We start from the raw sequence: 22,860 nt of genomic DNA, 5'->3' as shown, positions 1-22,860 counted from the left end.
ATACTAATCATAAGGCCAAATGCTATAGTGTCAACGATTATTTGTAAGTGAATCACTGGTTAGCCAATGATAGTTTGTGATCGAGATGCCCGATGACGCGCTGGTCAGCGATAGAAATAACAAGGCCTTGGAAGAAAAATGAAACCAGGGTTCCAATGTTTACGGCAACGATGCTACCGGTAATTGCCCACATGGCAAAAGAAATTACCATGGGAATGGCGAAATTTACGATTTGCGCAATTCCTGCGTTTCCGTTAAAGAACATGAACCGAGTTAGATTTGTTAGATCATCGAGGGGATGCAAAATAAATTGCAAACGCTGGGTGATTGACACGCCACACCCAACGAAAATAATGGCAATGATGTCGATAATTAGCCGCCATAGCATTGGGAGTTGTCCAACCCCGTGCGCTGTAAAGAATGATGAAACCAGACCAATAATGACACTGAAGGCCAAGAGAAAGGTGAGGTTACCAAGTACACGAGGCCAATCAATAGATTTTAGGAGTAGGCAACTCAAAATAGCCGCGATAAAACCATAAGAGAATAAAAATAAGCTGATTGACCAACCTGTGGCGTTTGATAGATTAGCTGCGGAAGCGGTCCAGGGCGCTGAACCCATGTTTGTGGCCACAGTTAAACCGTTGCCGACCGCATTAAATAGTAACCCGACGATAAAAAAGCGGGCAGTTTCCCAGCTTGTTAAAGGACGCTTTTGTCCATTTTCGTTATACATAGTCATAACCCTCTAATATCATTGTAGCAAGATGCCACATACAAATATATGCTAATGAGGACTTTTCAGTACCTGATTTCTGCCACGCAATGTTACAATAACGTTACATTGTTTGAGGGTAAATAATTGGGAGGATTTTTATCATGACATCATATAAGGAATTTTGGCAGAATTACGTTAATTTTTCAGGGCGTTCAACCCGAGCAGATTATTGGATTCCAACGATTATTAACGCCATCATTATTGGTGTGCTGAGCGCGATTGCTGGGGTTGGCGCCCAAAACAATCAGTGGCTGACGTCACCAATCGGGATTATCGTGGTGCTATTTGGTTTGGCAATTATCTTGCCAGATTTGGCATTGATTGTGCGACGAGTTCGCGATACTGGGGTGAAGCATCTGGTTATTTGGGCAATCTTGGCCATCATCTTTAATATTGTTGGTTTTATCTTTGCGTTGATTCCAACGGACCAATTCAAAAATTAAATGTTCGGAAAAATCGAGATAATGTTCGTGTTTAGAGGTCGTTTATGGCCTCTTTTTTATTAATGTTAATGAAACCTTTGTATTGAACCGTTTAACGTGCGATAATAGTTAAGTTGTTTTTTAGGAAAAATTGCATATGAAAAAGGAGTTATGCTTCATGATTGAACGCTACTTCAAGTTGTCTGAGTTAGGGACATCGTTACGGACGGAATTTGTGGCCGGCCTAACGACATTTGTCTCGATGGCCTACATCTTGTTCGTTAACCCATCTGTTTTGGGTGCGGCGGGGATGGATAAAGGGGCTGTCTTCACGGCAACTGGATTGATTGCGGCGATTGCAACGATCTTTATGGGCGCAGTTGCACGCTATCCTTTCGCCATTGCACCTGGTTTGGGTGTGAACGCCTTCTTTGCTTACAGTGTGGTAATCGGAATGGGCGTTAGATGGCAAACGGCATTGGCTGGTGTGTTTGTGGCTGGTGTTATTTTCTGGATTTTGACGGTACTCCGAATTCGCGAAACCATCATTAATGCCATTCCGGCAGATTTGAAGGCGGCGATTGCTGGTGGAATTGGTCTGTTCATCGCGATGATTGGTTTGGTTGATGGTGGGATTATTTCTGCTAACAAGTCAACAATCATTGGTTGGGGGGACTGGAGTAATCCGCAAGTAATGTTGACGATTTTTGGTGTCTTGGTCAGTTTTGCTTTGTTTGCACGTAAGATTCCTGGCGCAATTTTCATTGGAATTGCTATCACGTCAGTGGCAGGTTTGTTAACGGGCTTGATTCATGCCCCATCAGCATTGGTAGCTGGTGTGCCAAGCTTGAAGCCAACGTTTGGTCAAGCAATCTTTGGCTTGCAGGATGTCTTTACGTTCCAAATGGTGCCGGTTATTCTAACGTTCTTGTTGGTTGCATTTTTTGATACAGCCGGTTCATTGGTTGGAATTGCCCGCTCAGGTGGATTCTTGGTGAACAACGAATTGCCACGTGCTGGTAAGGCGTTGATGGCTGATTCAATTGGTATGTTGGGTGGTGCCTTGCTTGGTACATCACCAACAACCGCTTTCGTTGAATCGTCAACGGGAATCGCAGTTGGTGGACGCAGTGGTTTGACGTCAGTCTTTACCGGGATTTTCTTCCTGTTGGCGTTGTTCTTCTCACCATTGCTAGTCGTGGTGACATCACACGTGACAGCACCAGCGTTGATCGTCGTTGGTGTGTTGATGGCTGCTAACCTTGCAGCTGTTAACTGGGAAGATTTCCCTATTGCAGCATCAGCCTTCTTGACGGTGATTGGGATGCCATTGGCTTACTCAATTTCTGATGGAATCGCCATTGGCTTTATTGTTTACCCATTCTTGATGTTGGTAACTGGCCGTGGTAAGAAGGTTCACCCAATCATGTATGCCCTTGCGGTAATATTCATTGGGTTCGTTTACGTCTTACAAACAAATCATTAATAAGGTTTCACGTGAAACAAAGATAGCCTTCATCGCATATTGCGATGAGGGCTTTTCTTTGCAATTTTACATCGGTCCCACGGTATAATTTTGTTATTGGCCGATATAATGGACACTTGTGGCCTTCCTGTTACGACAACGTGATTTTTTGGGAAATCAGTTATATGATGGTAATGAGAATTGAGTATGAGACAGTGGGGAGTCTCAGTAGTGAGAAAGTGAGTGTTGGAACATGCAGTGGATGATTGAGAAAAAAGACCGCCAAAAAGTTGCACTGTTAGAATATTTGATGCAACGACCGGAGTTACGGTTATCGATTAAGATGGTCCAAGAGGCGTTTGATTGGTCAAAATATATCGCGTTAACGACGATTCGTGACTTAGTGGCGGATTTGGCAACTTTTTATCCGGATCTTGAGCCGTTCGTGACATTGTCTGACGATGAAAAGACGCTGATATTAAACCGTGAACGCAATTATGATGCTACGATGTTCCGCCTTAATTATTTGCGGGAGTCAATTCCATGGCTATTAATGAAAGAATTGTTTGATGAAACAATTCTTTCATATGATGATTTTGCGGTGCGTAATCTCACGACTGTATCGACAACGCGTAATGCAAAACTTGAACTAGACGATTATTTCGCAGGGCATGGTGTTGAGATTACACCTGACTATACGTTGGCTGGTAATGAATCGGAAGTCCGAGCAATGTATTTCCGTATTTTTCAACTTTACTTTGCAGACCGCGCGTTTCCGTTTGAAAACAGTGATGAGCAACTGATTAATCGTATCTTGGATGAGGTGACTCGTTATATTAAACCTGATGATGAGCGTTTACGTGAGACCAAGCGCATTGCGATTCGATTTACCATTGCGATTTGGTTAGGACGTTTGCAACACGGCCATGTGATTTCGAATGATGATGTAGATGCGTTTTTGTTGCCTAATGACCAACTAAACGAACGTACGCGTCAATTGACGGCTTACGTTGAACAATTAGTGATGCAGCTTTTCCCGACGTTGACGGCAGAAGACGCCCATCGTGAGGGACGGTATGTTGTTATGGGCTTCTTCAGCATTGGTGTCGGCGTTGAAATGAATCGGCGTGAAAACATGACGCCACTATTTATGAACATGCTGGCAGCGTTTATTCAAATCGTTGATACGCATTACAACAAATTATTCAATGCGCACTTAACCGCGCTTGAGCAAGATGCTTTTTTTGAAGTGTTCTTTGAATTAATGGTGGCGGCGGTAACAAGCCCAACACCGGATGAAGGTCGTAATCGTGTGCGTTTGGATGCAGCGTATGAGCAGTTCCCACTAATGGCAGAATTGGCGTTGGCTGTTATTGATGATGTTGCAGAACGGCGTCATCTTGATATTACGTTAGCCCGTGGCGCGTTCTTTGAAGTGTTGTATACAGGCTTTGCATCGATTTTTGATATGCATCAGGTATTCCCAAAGATTAAGGTTGCGTTGGATATCAACTATCAAATCGGCTTGGAGTCGATTTTGACGGATATGATTTTAGGTATGCGAGCGATGAATATTGAAATATCAGAATACATAGATGATGATACGGATATTTTGATTTCAGATATTAATAATTCAAACATTCCGGCTGAAAACACCTTTATTTGGACGTCAATGCCCACATCATTAGAATTTGAGCAGTTACGACGTCGTATGAATGTCGTGAAGGCTGATAAGTTTGAAAAGATGCACGGTATTAAATTAAGATACGAAGCGCGATAGCTAAAAATTAGAAAATAAAATGCGGTGCGACTAGGTTGTCGTACCGCATTTTTCGTCTACTTTAACGAATAAAAGTGGCGGCTAGTTCAGTACTGCGCATGAGTAAATGATTATAAAATGGCGTGATGTTAAAACGTTTAACCGTTATGAAAGGCGTCGGTTAGCATTTGTTTGTTTTTAAAAAAGGGTAAAAAAATTGCATGCACGAAAAGTAACTAACGCTTATGATAATAAATGTAATAGAAATAATACGTGCAAGAGAAAGAGAAGCGGCGTGGTTGTCTGACGACGGGAAAACGTTAAACACAAGCGCGTTTCACTTTATAGGGAACAAAAAATGACTTGGGGTGTTTTTGATAACCATGGTTATCATCTGGGGTAACATACTCAAGGCAGGTGTTTGACGATTTGCGGTCGTTATCTGCGATAGACGATTATGCTGAATCATTAGGGATTCTTTCACTGATCATTTCATTACTTAAGTTTTGTTCTGGACGTGTTAATCCAAACAAGGAGGTAGAGACCAAGTTTGGATTATGGACATCAGACAATTCTTTCTCACTCAATACTCTCTCTAAAAATAAAAACAGGATGCTGCGGCATCCTGTTTTTATTTTTTTCATCGACTTAAGTTGTTAAGGACATTCAAAACGGGTTGGAACGAAGCGAGTGTGTGGTAACGATCACCAATCAGAACGCCATCATAGCCAATCGCGTTGGCAATTGGTGAACCAACTTCGTCCATGTGACCACCCAAAATTAATTGGTAATCAATGGCTGGGTAATGCGTCGTCATGAACTCGCGAATTTTATTGTGAACGTCGCGAATTTCATCAATTGAGTATAGTGCACGCCCCATTTCGGTTGATGCAAGTGATTCATAAGCAATAATGATTGGCTTGGTAATTGGTTGATCCTTCAACAAGATATCAAGCTCTTCAGTCACCAATTCTAAATTACTGTATTGGCCAACTGAAATAATTGGCTTGATATCATTTTCCAACGCATTTTCCAGACGCTTACGCACGATTAGCAGACCTTCGTTCAAAGACTTACGACGCTCTAAGTGACCGATGAAACTGGTTGAAATGTTAAGGTGGTGGAGAACGCTAGGCGAGATTTCGCCGACCGTGCGTTCTTTAATGGTCAAGTTTTGACTGATGATTTCAAAATTCTCAAAATCATTGGGTACAGGCAAAGTTGGTGAAATTTTCAGATCGACTTGGACATCAGCATGACTCAAATCGTCAAGAAATTGCAACTGTTCTTCAAAGTCAACTAAGTTTTTAAAATTTAGGACGGCTAACATCATTTATTCCCCCATTAAGCTTCATTTCATATAGTAATTAATAGCTTTGTGAGCAGTATACCGCATATTTCAAATTAAATAATGTGAAAACATCTTGTGAGTAGCGAATGCTTTAGTAAATTCGTGAAAAATGCGCCAAAACATGGTTTAATTTAAGTCTGGGGGAATCAGAAATGAAATTGTATCATGTCAAACTGATTTTAAAAGGCGTCTCAATTTTGGGGATATTACTAACGATATGGGCGGTATTCAAACTTTATCAAATGGGGGCTTTCAGCGATTCGAAAGTCTTGATTGATTTGTTAAAGGGATACGGCATTTGGGCGCCATTAATCTTTATCTTAATTCAAATTATTCAAGTCGTTATTCCGATTTTACCAGGTGGCGTTTCGCTGGCCGCTGGGGTGGTGATGTTTGGCCCGTGGTGGGGGTTCTTGTACAACTATATTGGGATTGTGCTCGGATCACTCGCGTTATTCTGGCTTGGACGACGTTTTGGTCATCGGATTATTGATGTTTTTGTTAGTGAACAGACCTTGCAAAAATATATGCATAAATTAGATTCGAAAGGTTGGCATATCACTTTCGCGTTATTGATTTTTTCACCAATTGCGCCAGACGATACGCTAGTTTTATTAACAAGTTTAACGAAGATGACGTGGCGAGAATTTACCTTGATTATTGTGTTAGGTAAGCCATTATCAATTTTTGCGTATAGCTTAGCCATGCTCTATGGTGCGGATTGGTTGATGCGACTAATTGGCAATTAAGAGTAGTAAAACGATTTAAATTGTAAAGAATGTTACGCTAAAACCCTGAACGTTTCAGCCTATTAAAGGTTGTTACGTTCGTTCGTATAGGTACGAAGGCTTAATTAAATAAGAACTTGTACGAGTTTAAACTATTACCCCCGTAAAACGGTTGTTTTACGGGGGTTTATGTTACATTTCAATGTTTGCTAAATGGTTAAAATTTCTTGATAATAGATAAGTTGAGTTTTTTACTTGGAGGAGATTGTGTCATGACACATCACGAACATGCAGATAGTCAACTAACGACAGGACGCATGGCAGTTGCACTCGTTCCAGCGATGATTCTTTCCGCTGGTCTGACGTCATTAATGGCTGCAAAAGCTTATGAAATTATTCGACTAGCAAACGCTAATGGACGGGTTTTAGAGGAAGAGAGCCGCAAGCATGATTAATCGTATCTTTACGTACTTGAAAGGGGACGTGATGTTTACGGCTAGTCTGGTGCTAGCGGTTGTCACGTCATTCTTTAACACACCTGATTTTGGGGCTGTTAATTGGCACACCATTTTCAGTTTGGCAACGATGATGATTTGGGTTGGATTGTTGGAACGGGCGGGCGTTTTGCACGCTGTGTCAGTTTGGCTAGTTAGTCGTAGCCACCATGCCCGCACGTTGATGACTAGTGTGACATTCTTGTCGTTCTTCGGGGCGATGATTTTGTCAAACGACATTGCGATTCTAACATTGATGCCAATTTATCTGCGTTTGGCCAAGGATTTATCAGCAAGATTGAAAGTCATTGGATCAACATTGATTATCATGGCAGCTAACTCAGGTGCCATTCTATTCCCATTTGGAAAGTCACAGAATTTGTACATGTATGGGTTCTACCACGTTTCCGTGGGTGAATTCTTCAAGTGGTCGGCTAGTTTGACGGTCGTGTCATTGATTTTGATGTTTATCATCACACGGTTTGTCCGTGCCACGCCATTGGATATCAATTTGCGCCCAGCGAATAAGGTTGATAATGGTCGATTGGTTTTCTTGGGCATTACGGGGTTGATTTTGGTTGCAACTATCTTTGGTTGGACGCCCTTCAACGTTGTTATTCCACTTATCCTGATTGCCTTTCTGATTTACCGTCATGATATGTTGAAGTTGGTCGACTATGGCCTACTTGCAACGTTCTTATTCTTCTTTATTGCCACAAATAACTTGGCACATATTGAAGCAGTCCGTAACTTGATTGGCACATTGTTTAACACGAAGAGTCACGTACTGTTTGGTACATTCTTCTTGAGTCAATTTATCTCAAACGTGCCATCAACGATTTTGATTTCAACATTTACTGATCATGCGCGTGAATTGTTCATCGGTTCTAATATCGGTGGATTGGGAACGGTTGTTGCGTCAATGGCCAACTTGATTGGTTATCGCGTCTTCCGTCAAATCGAACCAGATTCATCAGCAACGTTTATGAAGTTGTTCATGGTTGTTAACTTCGTCATGGCCGCCATCTTGTTGGTCATCTTCGGGTTGTAATAAAAAAATTGAAACTGCTCATTGCATGATTGCGATGAGCAGTTTTTGTTTAGACGGAAACAATTTTGTATAATGGGAGTGAGGTAATCGGGATGACAAATCGAGAAGAGTTATTTATGACGGCCTATATGGACGTTGTTGAAAAATTTATGCAATTGAATCGGCGTGCGGTAACGACGCAGTTTCAAGATTATAAACATGCTGAGGTGGAAACCGTGGCGTTGGTTGGACAATTGGATCAGCCGAATGTAACGGAATTAGCGGAAGCGACGGGGATGACGCGTGGCGGCGTGACAAAATTGATGAACAAGTTAGTTGAGAAGGACTTGGTGGTAGCGTTTCAAAAGCCAGCTAATAAGAAAGAACGCTATTTTCGCCTAACGGAATCCGGTGAGGAACTTAACCGGCGTCACGAAGCCTTGCACAATGATATTTATGCGCGGGATGAAGCCATTTTTGCAACGCTTTCTGACGCTGAATTAAACCAAATGCTGGCCTTTGCGCAGACGCTAATAGACCACTTTGACGACCGATTACAACAAGATAAGGATTAAGAGTCACGGTTCTAATGAGGACCGTGACTTATTTTTTTATGTTCTTTTTGTTGACAAGGAAACAAAAAGGTGTAAACTTGTATTTTGTTGACGAGGAAACAAAATTAAGTCAACGACTTAAGAACTAATTATAATGAGGTTTTATACATGACAAATTCAACAGAACTCCCCCGCACGGCTGTCCGGATGGCGTGGGTCCTAGTACTTGGTGCAATGGCACCAATGCTTGATTCAACAATGGTTAATATTGCAGTGAATCAACTCGGTCAAAGTCTACATACGACGCTAGATATGGTGCAATGGACGGTGACTGGATTTATCTTGGCCATGGGCGCCGCAGTTCCTTTTTCAAGTTGGTTACTTGATCGTTTTTCAGGTAAGTCAGTTTATTTCTGGGCCGAAATTGTCTTTGGCTTAGCGTCTTTGTTAGCCGGTAGTGCCTGGTCAATTTCGGCCCTGATTGGCATTCGGCTGGTCCAAGGTTTTGCGGCTGGGCTATTAATGCCGGTCATGTTCACGCTGCTTGTCGATATCTTCGGTGGCGATAAAATGGGCCGTGTGATGTCAATTGTGGGGTTGCCGATGACACTGGGACCGATGGCCGGGCCAATCATTGGTGGTTTGATTGTCCAGTATGTGTCATGGCGTTGGATGTTCTTCATCAATGTGCCCATTGTATTGCTTGCGGCCTGGGCGTTGCATAAGTTGGTACCGGTGATTGCACCTAAGAATCCAGCAGCTAAGTTCGACGGTGTCGGCGTCACGCTATTAATCGCGGCATCGTCAACGATTGTGTACGGCATTGTGCAAGCCAGTGAAGCTGGTACGTTTATGAACAGTACAACGATGGGACTGGTTGGAATCGGCTTACTCTTGGCAGGTGCTTATGTTGTTTATGCGCTACGTAGGCCAAATACCGCAGTGATGCCACTTCGCTTATTCAAGCACCGCAATTTCACAGGCGCGATGATTGCTAATGTTTTGGTAGGTTTCATTACGAGTGGCCCAATGATTTTGCTACCACTGTATTTCCAAGACGTTCGTGGTGAAAGTGTTGTCCTGGCAGCTGTTGCGTTGATTCCACAGAGCATTGGGATGCTCGTTTCACGTGGAACAATCGGTCGCTTGATCGACACGTTAGGTGCCCGCTGGGTGGTATTAATTGGTGTCACAATATCAGTGGCTAGCACATTGCCGTTCGTCTATTTCACGGCCCATTCAGCTTATTGGTTAATCGCTGTCGTGGTATTTGTACGCGGTATCGGTGGTGCTGCTGTTAAATCAGCCATCCAAGCTGATGCTTACGTTGGCATTGACCGTGCTGATTCATCACAAGCATCACTGGGATCTAAGCTGTTTGAGCAAGTTGGTTCGGCCTTTGGTTCAGCTGTTTTAGCAACGGTGATTGCGAGTTATGTAACGGCACATCACGTGACCCAAACGACGCAACTGGTTGGTGCTTATCACGAAGGCTTCCTCTATGCGACTATCTTTGCACTATTGATTATTTTGCCAGCGATGATGCTAACGAATCGCGTGGCAAAGCATTAAAAACAGCCCCAAATCTGATGAATGCAGATTTGGGGCTGTTAGTTTTGGAATTTATTCGCTTCTGGCTGGCAGTTCGAGAGACGCTTCAGCTAGTACGTGACCAACTAGATTTTTGCGGAGCTCGTTATAGAAAAAGCCAGGTTGTAAGTCGAATGTTGTATCCACGGCATAGACCGTCAATGTGTAATCGTGCGTCTGGTCAGGAGGCATAGGGCCAACATATGACTGCGTGATTTCAGGATTACCATCTTTCTTCACACTGTACATTGAATTTGTACCTGGTACGTACGTGATGTCGGCGTTTGCTAAATCTTCTGGCACATCGCTAATCGGAAGGTTCGCAGCAACCCAATGAATCCATGGGAAACCACCAACTGGAATGGCGTCATAATCGATAACAGCAACTGCTAGTGATTGGGCACCGGCAGGAATATCGGTAATCGCAATTGGAAAGTTAACGACTGGCATGTCTTCTTTACGATATTCAGCGGGTGCAAACTTAGCATACTTATCTGGCAACAGACCGTTGTCATCAAAGGAAACAGAGATGTTCATACTCATTGTCCTCCAGAGTCTTTTGATGTAAGTGTAGCACACGAATTGTTAATTGCGGGTTGACGCCGATTATATTTTCAATTAAGCTAAAGTCACATATTAATACGATAACCTATCAAGAGTTCGGTGAGTGATACCACACGATGACCCGACAGCAACCTACAGCGATGCAAGGTGCTCCACTGGTAACGGATAGGTGCTAATGATAACGGCACCTACTGGTTTTGGGTGTCGTTTTTTTATGCAAATTTTTATTGGACGGTATCGAAAAGATGCAAGTTAATGGTGATGTACGTGAAGTTACGACGGTGAAGTTGATGATGGCGATTGACCAGATGGGGACAGGCAAGCATGGGCTATACGGCAACGTTAGCCGAAGTCGTTGGGTGAATGAGCTATGGGAACGTGCCCACCGTGGTGACCAATTGGCTGGTCATTATGTGGCGACACACGGGCGGACATTTGACCGGTTTGATGAAGCACCACAAGTCTCGGCGCTTGAACAGGCAGCACGTGAGTTAACGGCTTCCTTAAAGGAATTGGTTGAGTTACAGGGGAAGGTTGATGCACAACGACGCTATTTGGAAGAGACGTTTGGTGTCGAGGAGTTACAACGAGCGCTAACTAACAATTAAAGATGATTTGACTAGTCTAGTTGCCTGAGATGATGTCGATTAGTTTTTAAAAAGATCAGACTGTTAGATATAAGTCTGATCTTTTTGTTTCAACGACAAATAGTGTCGCGTGCCTTGCTTATACTGATGTCATCAAGTAAAGCGAGGTGATAATTATGGATACCGAAGCAGTAGCATTTGTTGGCAATTTAATAACGGGGTCGTTTGGTGATGGCGACCGTTTTGAGATAACAGACTATGCGTCATTTTTAACGGATGCAATGGCAACCCAGGCACGATTGATGGTTGATCATCCCAAGGAGACGCTAGCTGGTTTGGATATTGTGTTGGTTGGTTACCAACAACAATTCATGCCAGCGTACGCATCTGTTTTGAAAGCAGCGGGTGCGACTGTCCAGATTGTTGATGATTCAGACAGTGCGTTGTTTAACGATGAAAGGGCCTTTATGGCCGGGAATTCAGCGGCATTAACAATCGTATTGTCTTTCTTCAGCTTAGATAAAACGTTCCAACGGGCACAACAATGGCAAGACAAAACAGCTGATACTGAAATTATGCTGTCGGCATATCAAACGCCAGTTAGCGTGTTACTGGATGTTGAAGAATGGTGGTTACATCGCTTTTAACGACAAATAGTGTCGCGTGATTTTTGTAGTATGTGGTTATACAAGAGGAAAGAGGTCAGATAAGATGGCAAAGAATAATGCAGTCGAAAAGTTGGTTAAGTTAGGTGAATATGAGGCGGAACCCATGGTACAAGGGCTTGGGTGGTCGTTGTTTGGTAATGATCAAATGGCTGCACTACGCAAGTTGCCAATGTTCAATGAATTAATTGCTGATGAAACGCCAACCGTTCAGCAGTTGAATGAGCAGAAGGAAGCGGGTATTTTTGGTGCTCGCGAAAAGGCAATTCGCCAAGTGGTTGGGGATGTACCGGTGAATGTTTTAGACCGGTTGGTGCGCATTGAAGAATTGGTCAGTCGAGAGTTTGAGTTGCGTAATGAATACATTGTCGCACGTGATGATTATGAAGATGACGAAGATGTGCAAGAAATTCTGGATAAATTGGCGAGCGTCATGAAGCAACGTATGGAGTTAACGATTTAAAGGCACAACGTCTAAGCAAAAACACCCGCCAAGAATGACGGGTGTTTCGCTAGTTTTGATATTGGGTGAGCATTTGATTGATTTCTTGCATCATCGCGTCACGTAACGATGGTGGTGAGACCACGGTTACACGGGCGCCTTGGCTGAGAGCCCACATTTTAAAGCCGGCATCAGTCACTGCAGGAATGCGAATTCGAGTGGGGATATCTGTGGTTCCTTCACGTGTAATTTTGGCGTTGGGGAACTTATCTAGAGCGGCCGATATTAACCCAGTGTAGTCGAATTCGACTTGAATCGTCTTGCCGATTTGCATGAGGTTGTTCGTTTGCCGAATAGCGCCTTCTTCGAGACGTTCGCCATACGGATAAGCAATATGGCGACTTTCTGGCTCAATGCTATCAAAGCGATCGAGACGATAGTAAGCGTCACGTTCAGCGTGGTGCTCCGTTGCTTGAAAGTGGATGATGACATAGAAGTAGTACGTATCAAACAGCAAACCAGTGGGGAGTCCGAATAATTTCTTCTTCCCACCCTGTGCATTGGTATAGGTGAACGCAATTGTTTGCTTAGCATCAATATAACCGCTGATATCCCAGACTAAGTTGATTAAATCTTTATGGTGGGAGACCGGCGTATACGCAATCTGTTCATTACGTAATGTGGTGCGGATTTGATCGGCTTCGTCAGTGCTCATCATGCCGAGAATGCTGGCTATGAGTTGTTCCATTTCATCCTTATTAAACGCGCGACTGGCGAGAACAAGCTTTGCCAGTGTGAGTGCTGCGGGGCTGTCAAAAGTGTTTTTGCGTTCAAGATAGACACTTTTTGATGGCTTATCGCTCGTTAATTTAGCTGGGTATTGGGTGCTATCGAGTGATTCGCGAATGTTACTGATGTCGCGTTGCACTGATCGGATGTTGACGTCATTTTCGATTGCCCATTGTTCGGGGAAGATATGTTCGCCGGCCAATAATTTTAGGGCGAGATGGAGTGGTCGACTGATGTTATTTTTGCTCATTGGATGAATATCCTATTTTTGATACGTATTTAGGATAAAATTCCATAATTCTAACCATTATATGAATTTGACCCGGTACATATTGTTGAAATTCTTAATTTATATTTTAGTATAATGATAATATGATTTGGTTTCGAGCGCCACTAAAAATAGTGGCGTTTTTTGGAGAGAGAAAATGAATAGATTAAATAAAATCAAAGCTATGAAAAAGAAGTCAGATCGAACGTTTGATTTTTTGCAAGACTCAGTGAACGATTTAAGCTTAGTTCAAAATGAGGTGCAACGTGTCTCATCAGTTCTTAAAGACACTGATCAAATATTAAATCGATTAGATCGTGAATTTAGTCAAAAGACAAAACTTAACAAAAAAGATATGAGCTTCTTGATGACGGCTGTGGCACTGCAAGTGGTTAGGCAGTATGCAATCCCTAATAATTTTACGCAAAGTAGCCGGCCTAATGATCAAGCAGCTGCAGGAAGTCATTCTTATAATCGGGATTTACGTGGCAGTGGCTATTATCAAAGTTCAGTAGAAGAAATTTTAAATAATCCGGTCCCTTTTGATACGCAGAACAGTTCAAAGTTATTTGGGGAAAATCTTGGTGGTGGGAATGGACACCGGTTTGCAACGCTGGGACATGATCCTTTGTTGGGTTGGATATTTGGTACCGCTAATATCGCCACTAGAACGGTTACGTTAGCTAATTTCCACTCATATCATGTGCGATATGGGCAATTTGGAGTGTCTGGTAAAGGCGACTTTTTTTCTGAAAATGCACAAACGCGACTTGTAATCGAACATGGATTGATTGATCCGTTTAGAAATCCCAACAAATTACCTATTCTGGCGGCAGCTCTGCTAATGGAAGGCATGCACTTAAAAAGTGATATTAATTCGAAAAAAAGCTTGGCCTTACCCGGATTGGCTGTCGCTAGTCCACAATTTGCACAAACACTGTCTGATTATGGTTTGAATATGGCAAATGTGTTGACTGTTGGTCGACAAGCTTCGTTATCATTAGCTATTAATGCGTTAATAGGGATGATTCATCGGCTGACGTATGATGAATCAAAAGACGGCGATATTAAACTCTTTGAAGTTAAAACACGTAAAATTTTGAGTTATTCAAATACAATTGCATCGTTAAGCAATGTTGTGTACGTCGCGATACTTGCTTCAAATCCGACTACAGCAGGTGTCGCGGTGAATAAGTTGGATATAGGAGGATTATTAGTCACGATTGTCAGACTCTTTTCAGATGCGAAGTTCATCAGTCAAGTTAAGGAAGAGTTCCTTAAAAACGGTTGGGCTGATGAAGTGTTAGGTGAAAAGTTAGAAATTCCAAAGAGAAATATTGAAGTGTATTACGAAGGAGAAAATGAGTAATGGGTTTGTTTGGGTTTGGAAAAAAGAAAGAATATAAGCGTGGGATGGCTGACGCAGCAGAGGTTGCCAGTCAAAAGTTTGATGAAGTCGATAAGGCTATCGGAAACGTCTCTGATAATTTAAAAACAGGTATCGATAATCTCCAAGGCGATGTTAATTCAATTCATGATATGTTGGAATCAGACGCGCGTGAAAAATTATTTGATTTGGTGGATGAATTAGATATTCGAGAGGATTTAAACGAAGACACTAAATGGTTTATGATTTCTATGTTATATTCATTGGGCCAAATGGTTCAAACTAGCGAAGCGCAGAAGCACTACTTGCGGGCTTTGACGGCGTATTTAAAGATTGAAAAGTCGCCACAAACTATTGATGTAACAAAAGTTATAAACATTGATGATCGAGAGGAGTCTCGGGCTATCTATACTGCCGTAATCGAGTATCTTTATCTCAGGTCAGGAGAACTATCATTCCTTTCTGATAACCAATATGAAGACTTGTTTGACAGTTTTAATCTTAATAAGCGAGACAAGGTGGCGGTTGTTGATCGACTTAACGCTAAGGTTGCGACAATGGGGAGTGATGCGATTGTGCTACCTTATGAGGCAGCGCTTGTTGAAAAAGAAGAAAATGATAAGGTTGAATCTGAAAAGAAAGCATCACAAAGTTGGCCGGATAGAGAACAACGATTAGGATTTTTTCTGGATAAATTTGAGGAATTTTGGAACGAATATTCATTTGGAATAAATGGATGGGAAATGGAAGGCTGGAATTACCAGCGCTTTGATTATAATGGGGAGACGGTCAACGTTACTAACGGCACGGAACTTGATGATGTGGTAATGCAGGCATCATATATGGGTAGCTTTGGTATGGCGATTACACTATCGGAGCTAGTTTTATATGTCGAGGGGGGCGTTGTTACAAAAATTCCGTTTGATAATGTTGCTTACATATACAAGGCGCAAAACAATGAGCATACAATCACTTTAAAGATGATAGATGGAACACTTGAGACATATATGTATCCTGATTTTAAGGCATCTAATGGGTTAGCTGTTGACGTATTATTTGGTATTTTGCATGCAAATGTTAAGAATGGACCTGTATTTTTGGCTGACGAAAATTATGAATTGAAGGGGATGTTTGATTCTGCGTTAAAAGATGAAGTCAGTTTGCACCAATTTGATTTAGTTGGTTTCTTAAAAAGTCAGACTATTTGGAGTCATGGCGGGGCTGGTTTTGAAAATTCAACTGAAGGTGATTCTACTTGGATTGGGAAATATTCAATTGCTAATAAAGGCAAAGTTGTCATTTGGGAGAGTCGTGGGGGCACGGATATAAGAACGGCAGGGGTGTACCTTCTTAAAGAGCAAGAACCTTCGGAGTTTTATCCTTATAAAATCGACGAACGGAAAATTTTGTGGGACGATATTCAATCATTTTCTTATACAGAATCTTATGGGGGAATCTTCTCGTCTGATAACTTCCATGTAAATGCAGTGTTGTCTACAGGAGATGTAGAGGTAATCATAAATGATGTTCTTCATGATTTTGATGATCAGAAACTTATGGGAGTTATGAATTATGTTAAGAATAGCGAACTTTTGAGCATGGAGAATATGTATGATTCGGAAGATTAAATCCTTACAAGATCTTTATGACATTAATGATGAGATTATGGCTGCCGTTGATAGGGCAAATGGACTTGAAGTGTATTATCGAGGCCAACGTAACTCAGAGTGGGATATTCGACCAGCTATATCACGCATACAAAAAAACAAATTGATTGAAAATGAAGAATATGAAAGGGCGCTTCAAAAGCATCCAGAGTTATTTAGTCAATCACAAAATCATTTGGGCCATCTAAGCGTGATGCAACACTACGGAATTCCTACACGTTTAATTGATATTACAGAGGATATTTTGGTCGCTTTGTTTTTTGCACTAGACGGGCAAAAGGAGAACGATAATAATCGAGCTATGTACTGGATTATTGTACCGAGTTCTAGGGTGAAGACAAATAATAGTGATGCCATTGAAATAGTTACTGCGATGGCAGCCTTAGATGATAGTGATAGAAAAAATTTGTTGACATTAGCAAAGCAAACACTAATCTCGACGAGAAGATTTAATAGACAACATGTTTTTAAGACTAAGAAGCACAAATCAGTACATCGATTACTTCATGAAGTTAGAAAATATGTACGAAATTTTGAACCCGAAATTGTTCCGTCTGATTTGTTAACCACATATGCAGTGAAAGCGAATAATATTCATCAAAGATTGATAGCTCAATCCGGATCATTTTTAACTAGTGGCGACGTCGATAACATGGTGAATGAATTTTCGCGGGAAAATGTACTTACGTTAGACGATATTCAAACCGACTCATTCAATTTTGATGAGAATAGAATATCACTTATTAAGGTGAATATTGATGGGGACATAAATACAGATGAACAACTTAAGCGGCAATTAAGTATAAGTGGCAAGTCTGTGTATATGATTTATCCAGAGAAATTTTGATGTTCTGATATATATATTAGTAAATTAAACACAAGAATAGCTGCATTCAGAAACAGCGTCCATACATTTGGACGCTGTTTTTATTTACGACAAATAATGTCGCGTCATTTCATTATGATGAGCATATCGAATGAGATATGACGGAGAATCAATAAAATGACGCGACAAGAATATAAACAACGTTGGTTGCAACTTTCGGTAACCATGATTTTAAGAGAGTTAATTGTGATATACGGAACGACATTTTTGGTGTTATTAATGTTTCGTTGGATGGGGATGTATCCGCATGAACAAGTGTTGCGGGTAGTTCTGATACTTGCTTGGAAATTCTTCGGCCTGACAGAATTTGTTGCAGGAGTAGTTGTCATTCTGAGATTTCAATATCGGGTAAAACTACTCCAGATTGAAGCTGAGATGCGAAAGTGAGAATGGAAAATGTACACAATTAAACTAGGCACAACGTTGGCTAAGAAATCTTTGAAACAATTGCAAAAAGCAGGTTTTTCAGAAAAATTAAATAACGTACTGGACGATATTAAGGAAGAACCAATGGCTGACGCAGAAAAATTAAAGGTATTTGCGGGCCGTAAAAGTAGAGTTTTTTCACGACGGTTGAACGTTCAACATCGGGTGGTATACCAGGTGTTTCCAGCCGATCATATGATTGAAGTGTTATCAGTTTGGGGTCATTATGTTGGTGCGTAAAGGTGAGGAATATGTTTAAAAATAATAGTTGGCAAGATAGAGTTGTTTTCTATCAAAAAGCAAGCATCGCGCTGTTGTTGAATCTGCTTTTTGGTGCTTATATTTGGCGATTCATGAGGCAAGCGGCGTTGTTAGGCCAGTCTCATGAGTTAAAGACATTCATTTTGGGGATGGCATTCATGTTTGTATTAATGATGTCATTTGGTTTCATACTGGAGGCGTATGAAAAGCTAACGGAATCCGATTTAAATAGTCAGGATAATAACGACAAATAATGTCGCGGTGGAATTTTATAATTTTGATACTAGTTGAAATAGAAAAGGAGATTTAAGCAATGGACGTTGTAACTAAACTAACGTTAAAGGGTCACTCAAATTATGAACAGTTGGCGAGTAAGTTGAAGTTTTTGTAGCTAATAAATCAGAACTGGAGCAAATGCTACAAGCTGACTTAGAAATGGATATTTCAATCGATGATATTAATGACATTGTCCTATTGGAAGAAGGCCTACGATTCTCGGATGGGCGCCAACAGCATACGTTGCCGGACTGGGAGTTAGATAATGATTTTGACGAAATGGTTGCTAAGATTAAGTCGGGGACATTTAAGTTAATGTTACCAACGCTGTACACAACGAATAAACCAGCAGTAGCTTATCATCTGGTAATTTCTGAAGTGCCGAATGAAGGCCAGCCATTAATAAGTGGTCAGCATATCTTGAAACCAGGCTATGTTTGGTTTGCTTATTAGTGTGTTTCACGTGAAACAATATCTTCATTTGTGATGTCGCTTCGTAAAGTGATACACTGAAAATTACTAATACGAAGAACGAAGAGGTATGTGAGATGGCTTTAGATTTTGATCTAGCGCGTACGGCATTGGTCGTAATTGACGTGCAAGATGGCATTATTCGTAACGGGGTCACGACGCCTAATGACGGTGAAACAGTGATTGCACGGAACAATGAATTAGCGGCAGCGTTGAAAAATACGCCCGCCCAAATTGTTCTTGTGCGAGTAAAGAATGATGGTACTGAAGGTATGAATCCAGTGACAGATGCACCACATCAGGTCGCAAAGCCATTACCAGATGCAGCGACACGGTTAGCAATGGATATTGCCGCTGATGAGACGGCGACTAATGTAACGGTCGTAAACAAGCATAATTGGGGCGCATTTTATGGCACGGATTTAGATGTGCAATTGCGTCGACGGGGTATCGATACAATTATCTTGACGGGAATTGCAACGTCAATTGGGGTGGATACAACAGCCCGTGAGGCGGCACAACATGGGTATAACTTGGTCTTTGTTCCAGAAGCAATGACTGATCGCACAGATCAAGGTCACAACGCATCCGTCGAAGTCATTTTTCCTCGTTTGGGTAAGGTACGTACGATAGCAGAAGTGCTGGCAGCGATTGAAGTTGCTAAGTAGGATTAAAAAATAATTTTTTGAATGCAGTTAAAAGGCGCAATTCTTTCCAAAGTGACAGAATTGCGCCTTATTTTGCGGTGGTTTACTCAGTAAAAACAAGCCATAGTTTTAGAATGATAAATCCTAGTATAAAAAGTACGATATCCATTACGAGAAGTGCGATAAGGAATAGTCCACTAAACTTCAAATCGATTGCATGAAACATAGATAGACCGATTAAAACAATATTGAAGACGATGATATCGAATGTCAGTGATTTTAACTTCAATTTTAAATCCTTTGTATCTTGTACATCAGCAAATAAAGTTTTTGAAATGAAGAAGTCGATTAATGAATAGAACAACGTCGCAATCAATATTGTGAATATTGTTATTTCAGGATTGTCATGTACGGATTTAAAAAAATGCGCAGACACTAGAAATAGTATAAGTAGTAGAACTAAAAATACAAATGATCGCGTAACAACTTCATTGTCTTTCTGGATAATTCTCTCATCAGTAGTTGGTTTCATCTGTATCTTGCCTCAAAAAAAGTGAATTTAAGTCTGTATCTAGTTGTGTTGCTATCGCAATTGCGAGTTTCATAGTAGGGTTATAGGTCCCTTTTTCAATCAGAGCGATTGTTTGGCGCGTTACTCCAATTGCGTTAGCGAGCTCTTTTTGGGTTAATCCCTTTAATGTTCTGTATTTACGTACAGAGTTATTCATGGCCATTCCTCTTCCGTTACGTTTATAACTAACAAGAGTGTAACATATAGTTTGCTTTATGTAATATATATCTGTCATTTTGTCGAGAAATCGGCAATAATCGCCAAGTAGTTAATAAGATATAGTTATAAACAGAAAACCGCGTTGGATAATTTTCCAACGCGGTTTTTGCTATTTTTCATTATTATCAATTTCAGTCTTACGATCCAACTGGCTCAACATAATCCGAGTACCCAAGTTTTGGATACCATCAATCTTCAAATGATCACGAATGCCGTCGTTCATTTTATCTAGCATCGCTGCTAGCTGTGTCCAATCCTCAGGGTCAAGATAATCCAAATATTCAGGAATGTAAAATAAGCTTTTTTCAGCTTCACGACGCCCTTTTTCAGTTAATTTAATTAATTGAATGCGACCGTCAGTTGGTGATTTTGTTTTCGTCACAAAATCCTTTTTCACTAGCTTGGTAACAAATTCAGCAGTTGATTGAACACTCATTTCAAGGCGTTCTGCAAGCTCTTTTTGCGAAATATTATCACCTTCGCTTAATGCGACAAGGACTTTGTTTTGGCCACGAAAAACAGGCGAGTGACGTTCCACTTGTTCATCAGCTAAGTGCTGCAATGAAGTAAATTCAAATAATTTTGCCGCCAATTGGTGTTTTTCAATTAAATCAGCCATGATGTTCGCCGTCCTTTATTTTCTGTTATAGCCAGTATAACAGGCTTTCAATGCTTAATAAACGATAAATAGACAGGGTACCTGAACAAAGTTGTTGACAATTTAATCAGGTACCCTTATTATTATTTTCGTCAGGTACCCTGATAATTAATTTTAAAAACAAGAAGGCATTATCATGACTGAAGAATATGCAGTAGAAATTAACGGATTAACGAAGACGTTTGGTCAACAAACGGCGGTTGATCAAGTATCATTCAACATTAAGCGTGGCGAGGTATTTGGCTTATTAGGACCCAACGGAGCCGGCAAGACGACCACGTTGCGTATGATGACGACGTTACTCCAACCAACAAGTGGCGACATTAAAATTTTTGGTCACGACGTGAAGACAGAATCACAAACGGTACGCTCATTATTTGGCTTAACTGGCCAGTATGCATCGGTTGATGAAGATATTTCTGCTCGCGAGAACCTGATGATTTTTTCACGCTTGAATGGTTTGTCACGCCAGGAAGCGAAAGCTCGGACGGCTGAATTGCTGGAAGAATTTTCACTAGTAAATTCAGCTGATAAAGCAATTTCAAACTTTTCAGGTGGGATGCGTCGACGTTTGGATTTGGCAGTTAGTTTAATTACACGTCCCGCTTTAATTTTCCTAGATGAACCAACGACTGGTTTGGACCCACGTACACGTACGCAGATGTGGGCTACCATTCGACAATTAGTTGCGGCTGGTTCAACCATCGTGTTGACGACGCAATACCTGGAAGAGGCGGACGAGTTGGCTGATCGTATTGCGGTGATTGACCACGGTAAGTTGGTTAGTATCGGGACACCGGCTGAATTGAAGGCACAAGTTGGTGGTGCTAAGTTACGCGTTGAAGTGGTAGACGATGCACAAGCAGAACAAGCGCGTGGTGTGATGGCGAACACTTTACCGGCAACACCGCAAGTAACCCGTAATGTTGTTGAAGTGGCAATTGATGATATTAATACCGTTGCGGGGGTCCTCCAAGCCATTACGGCAGCGGGCGTGACGATGACAAACATGTCAGTTGAACAGCCATCAATGGATGACGTGTTCTTTGCATTGACGGTTGGTAAGAATTAAGAGAAGAGGCAAAAATCATGATGGATGTACAACCACACAAGACGAATGTATTTGCAAATATTGCGACGATGGCATATCGTAACTTATTGAAGACGCTCCACAACCCAGACAAATTTTTGGACGTCATCGTGCAACCGGTGATGTTTATGTTGATGTTTGGTTTCTTGTTTGGTGGGGCGATTGCCGGTAACGTACACGCTTATTTGCCAACGATTGTGCCTGGTATTCTGATGCAGGCGTTGATTTCAGCGGCAGCGGGTTCAGGTACCCAGATTAGCGATGATTTGAATTCAGGTATTTATGACCGCTTGAAGTCATTACCAATTGCACATATCGCACCATTAGCTGGACAACTACTCGCTGATATTTTGCGCTTGTTCATTGCGGCCGTTGCGTCATTAACGACTGGTTTCTTGATGGGGTGGCGACCTGCTGCTGGCTTTGGCTGGGTCATTGTTGTCGTGGTGCTAGATGTCTTCTTAGGGTGGGCGTTGAGCTGGATTTTCGCGCTATACGGCATGTTGGCTAAGAGTTCAACAATGGTGGAAAGTGTGTCATTGATTACGATGTTGTTGTTGACGTTCCTATCAAGTGCATTTGTGCCAGTTAAGACGTTGCCACATGCGATGCAAATTTTGGTAAACATCAATCCCGTCTCATATGTTATTCAAGCTTCACGCATGATGCTTAACCACGGGGCTTGGCCAACACAAGCTTGGATAGTCTTAGGAGCTGGCGTACTGGTGGTTGCAATCTTTGCACCATTGACCGTTTATGTTTACAATCACAAAAACTAAGTAAAAACGGCTTCCGACGATTATCTGTCGGAAGCC

Annotated in this window: 27 protein-coding genes; 21 read left to right on the top strand and 6 right to left on the bottom strand. The window is 41.6% G+C overall.

Annotated elements, in window-relative coordinates:
- Positions 1-52 precede the first annotated feature (52 nt).
- Positions 53-736 (bottom strand): DUF6198 family protein, encoded by a 684-nt coding sequence (locus tag ESE_RS0103275; RefSeq protein WP_010371161.1) that lies wholly within the window; start codon positions 734-736, stop codon positions 53-55.
- A 143-nt stretch (positions 737-879) separates the two neighbouring features.
- Between ESE_RS0103275 and ESE_RS0103270 the strand changes: the two genes are divergently transcribed.
- The 3 genes from ESE_RS0103270 to ESE_RS0103260 all read left to right on the top strand — a co-directional run bounded on the left by ESE_RS0103270 (position 880) and on the right by ESE_RS0103260 (position 4,445).
- Positions 880-1,221 carry a DUF805 domain-containing protein gene (locus ESE_RS0103270; RefSeq protein ID WP_010371159.1) on the top strand — a complete coding sequence of 114 codons (342 nt, stop codon included), beginning with the start codon at positions 880-882 and terminating at the stop codon, positions 1,219-1,221.
- 157 nt (positions 1,222-1,378) lie between these two features.
- On the top strand, positions 1,379-2,686 hold the full coding sequence (locus tag ESE_RS0103265; RefSeq protein WP_010371156.1) for an NCS2 family permease: 1,308 nt from the start codon (positions 1,379-1,381) through the stop codon (positions 2,684-2,686).
- A gap of 232 nt (positions 2,687-2,918) precedes the next feature.
- Positions 2,919-4,445 (top strand): helix-turn-helix domain-containing protein, encoded by a 1,527-nt coding sequence (locus ESE_RS0103260; RefSeq protein ID WP_010371153.1) that lies wholly within the window; start codon positions 2,919-2,921, stop codon positions 4,443-4,445.
- Between the two features lie 619 nt (positions 4,446-5,064).
- Here ESE_RS0103260 and ESE_RS0103255 read toward each other — a convergent pair.
- Positions 5,065-5,757 carry a triose-phosphate isomerase gene (locus ESE_RS0103255; protein ID WP_224158830.1) on the bottom strand — a complete coding sequence of 231 codons (693 nt, stop codon included), beginning with the start codon at positions 5,755-5,757 and terminating at the stop codon, positions 5,065-5,067.
- Between the two features lie 170 nt (positions 5,758-5,927).
- On the opposite strand from ESE_RS0103255, the gene ESE_RS0103250 reads away from it, so the two are divergent.
- From ESE_RS0103250 to ESE_RS0103230, 5 genes are all read left to right on the top strand, one after another.
- Positions 5,928-6,524: a TVP38/TMEM64 family protein gene (locus tag ESE_RS0103250; RefSeq protein WP_010371146.1), complete on the top strand. Its 597-nt coding sequence runs from the start codon at positions 5,928-5,930 to the stop codon at positions 6,522-6,524.
- A 251-nt stretch (positions 6,525-6,775) separates the two neighbouring features.
- Entirely contained in the window at positions 6,776-6,958 is a 183-nt protein-coding gene (locus ESE_RS0103245) for a hypothetical protein (RefSeq protein ID WP_010371143.1), read from the top strand.
- Positions 6,951-8,048, top strand: a complete 1,098-nt coding sequence (locus tag ESE_RS0103240) for an SLC13 family permease (protein WP_010371141.1) — start codon at positions 6,951-6,953, stop codon at positions 8,046-8,048. The genes ESE_RS0103245 and ESE_RS0103240 overlap by 8 nt, the downstream gene beginning before the upstream one ends.
- 92 nt (positions 8,049-8,140) lie before the next feature.
- A complete protein-coding gene (locus tag ESE_RS0103235; RefSeq protein ID WP_010371139.1) occupies positions 8,141-8,602 on the top strand; it encodes a MarR family winged helix-turn-helix transcriptional regulator in 462 nt (153 codons plus the stop codon).
- Between the two features lie 147 nt (positions 8,603-8,749).
- Positions 8,750-10,153 carry an MDR family MFS transporter gene (locus ESE_RS0103230; RefSeq protein WP_010371136.1) on the top strand — a complete coding sequence of 468 codons (1,404 nt, stop codon included), beginning with the start codon at positions 8,750-8,752 and terminating at the stop codon, positions 10,151-10,153.
- A gap of 51 nt (positions 10,154-10,204) precedes the next feature.
- On the opposite strand, the gene ESE_RS0103225 is transcribed toward ESE_RS0103230, so the two are convergent.
- Complete coding sequence (locus ESE_RS0103225; protein WP_010371133.1) at positions 10,205-10,708, bottom strand: YbhB/YbcL family Raf kinase inhibitor-like protein; 504 nt, start codon at positions 10,706-10,708, stop codon at positions 10,205-10,207.
- Between the two features lie 272 nt (positions 10,709-10,980).
- Here ESE_RS0103225 and ESE_RS0103220 point away from each other — a divergent pair, with 272 nt between their 5' ends.
- The 3 genes from ESE_RS0103220 to ESE_RS0103210 all read left to right on the top strand — a co-directional run bounded on the left by ESE_RS0103220 (position 10,981) and on the right by ESE_RS0103210 (position 12,450).
- A complete protein-coding gene (locus ESE_RS0103220; protein ID WP_010371130.1) occupies positions 10,981-11,343 on the top strand; it encodes a hypothetical protein in 363 nt (120 codons plus the stop codon).
- A gap of 155 nt (positions 11,344-11,498) precedes the next feature.
- Positions 11,499-11,969: a hypothetical protein gene (locus tag ESE_RS0103215; protein ID WP_010371128.1), complete on the top strand. Its 471-nt coding sequence runs from the start codon at positions 11,499-11,501 to the stop codon at positions 11,967-11,969.
- Positions 11,970-12,033: 64 nt separating this feature from the next.
- Positions 12,034-12,450: a hypothetical protein gene (locus ESE_RS0103210; protein WP_010371127.1), complete on the top strand. Its 417-nt coding sequence runs from the start codon at positions 12,034-12,036 to the stop codon at positions 12,448-12,450.
- A 49-nt stretch (positions 12,451-12,499) separates the two neighbouring features.
- On the opposite strand, the gene ESE_RS0103205 is transcribed toward ESE_RS0103210, so the two are convergent.
- Positions 12,500-13,468, bottom strand: coding sequence for a helix-turn-helix transcriptional regulator (locus tag ESE_RS0103205; RefSeq protein WP_010371124.1), 969 nt, complete (start codon positions 13,466-13,468; stop codon positions 12,500-12,502).
- A 175-nt stretch (positions 13,469-13,643) separates the two neighbouring features.
- On the opposite strand from ESE_RS0103205, the gene ESE_RS11360 reads away from it, so the two are divergent.
- From ESE_RS11360 to ESE_RS0103165, 8 genes are all read left to right on the top strand, one after another.
- Positions 13,644-14,855 (top strand): hypothetical protein, encoded by a 1,212-nt coding sequence (locus ESE_RS11360; protein ID WP_010371122.1) that lies wholly within the window; start codon positions 13,644-13,646, stop codon positions 14,853-14,855.
- The gene (locus tag ESE_RS0103195; RefSeq protein WP_010371119.1) at positions 14,855-16,501 is read left to right on the top strand and encodes a hypothetical protein; all 1,647 of its coding nucleotides are present in this window, start codon (positions 14,855-14,857) and stop codon (positions 16,499-16,501) included. The genes ESE_RS11360 and ESE_RS0103195 overlap by 1 nt, the downstream gene beginning before the upstream one ends.
- Positions 16,485-17,387: an FRG domain-containing protein gene (locus ESE_RS0103190; protein ID WP_010371117.1), complete on the top strand. Its 903-nt coding sequence runs from the start codon at positions 16,485-16,487 to the stop codon at positions 17,385-17,387. The genes ESE_RS0103195 and ESE_RS0103190 overlap by 17 nt, the downstream gene beginning before the upstream one ends.
- Before the next feature lie 156 nt (positions 17,388-17,543).
- Positions 17,544-17,813 (top strand): hypothetical protein, encoded by a 270-nt coding sequence (locus tag ESE_RS0103185; RefSeq protein ID WP_010371116.1) that lies wholly within the window; start codon positions 17,544-17,546, stop codon positions 17,811-17,813.
- Between the two features lie 9 nt (positions 17,814-17,822).
- The gene (locus ESE_RS0103180; RefSeq protein ID WP_010371114.1) at positions 17,823-18,092 is read left to right on the top strand and encodes a type II toxin-antitoxin system YoeB family toxin; all 270 of its coding nucleotides are present in this window, start codon (positions 17,823-17,825) and stop codon (positions 18,090-18,092) included.
- An 11-nt stretch (positions 18,093-18,103) separates the two neighbouring features.
- The gene (locus ESE_RS0103175) at positions 18,104-18,367 is read left to right on the top strand and encodes a hypothetical protein (protein ID WP_010371112.1); all 264 of its coding nucleotides are present in this window, start codon (positions 18,104-18,106) and stop codon (positions 18,365-18,367) included.
- A gap of 160 nt (positions 18,368-18,527) precedes the next feature.
- Positions 18,528-18,842 (top strand): hypothetical protein, encoded by a 315-nt coding sequence (locus ESE_RS0103170; RefSeq protein WP_010371110.1) that lies wholly within the window; start codon positions 18,528-18,530, stop codon positions 18,840-18,842.
- Positions 18,843-18,937: 95 nt separating this feature from the next.
- Complete coding sequence (locus ESE_RS0103165) at positions 18,938-19,528, top strand: isochorismatase family protein (protein ID WP_010371107.1); 591 nt, start codon at positions 18,938-18,940, stop codon at positions 19,526-19,528.
- A gap of 494 nt (positions 19,529-20,022) precedes the next feature.
- Here ESE_RS0103165 and ESE_RS0103155 read toward each other — a convergent pair whose 3' ends face one another.
- Positions 20,023-20,235 (bottom strand): helix-turn-helix transcriptional regulator, encoded by a 213-nt coding sequence (locus ESE_RS0103155; RefSeq protein WP_010371102.1) that lies wholly within the window; start codon positions 20,233-20,235, stop codon positions 20,023-20,025.
- A gap of 171 nt (positions 20,236-20,406) precedes the next feature.
- A complete protein-coding gene (locus tag ESE_RS0103150; RefSeq protein WP_010371101.1) occupies positions 20,407-20,916 on the bottom strand; it encodes a MarR family winged helix-turn-helix transcriptional regulator in 510 nt (169 codons plus the stop codon).
- 175 nt (positions 20,917-21,091) lie between these two features.
- Between ESE_RS0103150 and ESE_RS0103145 the strand changes: the two genes are divergently transcribed.
- Both ESE_RS0103145 and ESE_RS0103140 read left to right on the top strand, forming a co-directional pair.
- A complete protein-coding gene (locus tag ESE_RS0103145; protein ID WP_010371097.1) occupies positions 21,092-22,027 on the top strand; it encodes an ATP-binding cassette domain-containing protein in 936 nt (311 codons plus the stop codon).
- 17 nt (positions 22,028-22,044) lie between these two features.
- Positions 22,045-22,824 carry an ABC transporter permease gene (locus tag ESE_RS0103140; RefSeq protein ID WP_010371094.1) on the top strand — a complete coding sequence of 260 codons (780 nt, stop codon included), beginning with the start codon at positions 22,045-22,047 and terminating at the stop codon, positions 22,822-22,824.
- Positions 22,825-22,860 lie beyond the last annotated feature (36 nt).

Source organism: Weissella cibaria KACC 11862 (assembly GCF_000193635.1).
GTDB classification, from domain to species: Bacteria; Bacillota; Bacilli; order Lactobacillales; family Lactobacillaceae; genus Weissella; species Weissella cibaria.
This window is presented reverse-complemented; position numbering and strand designations above follow the sequence as displayed.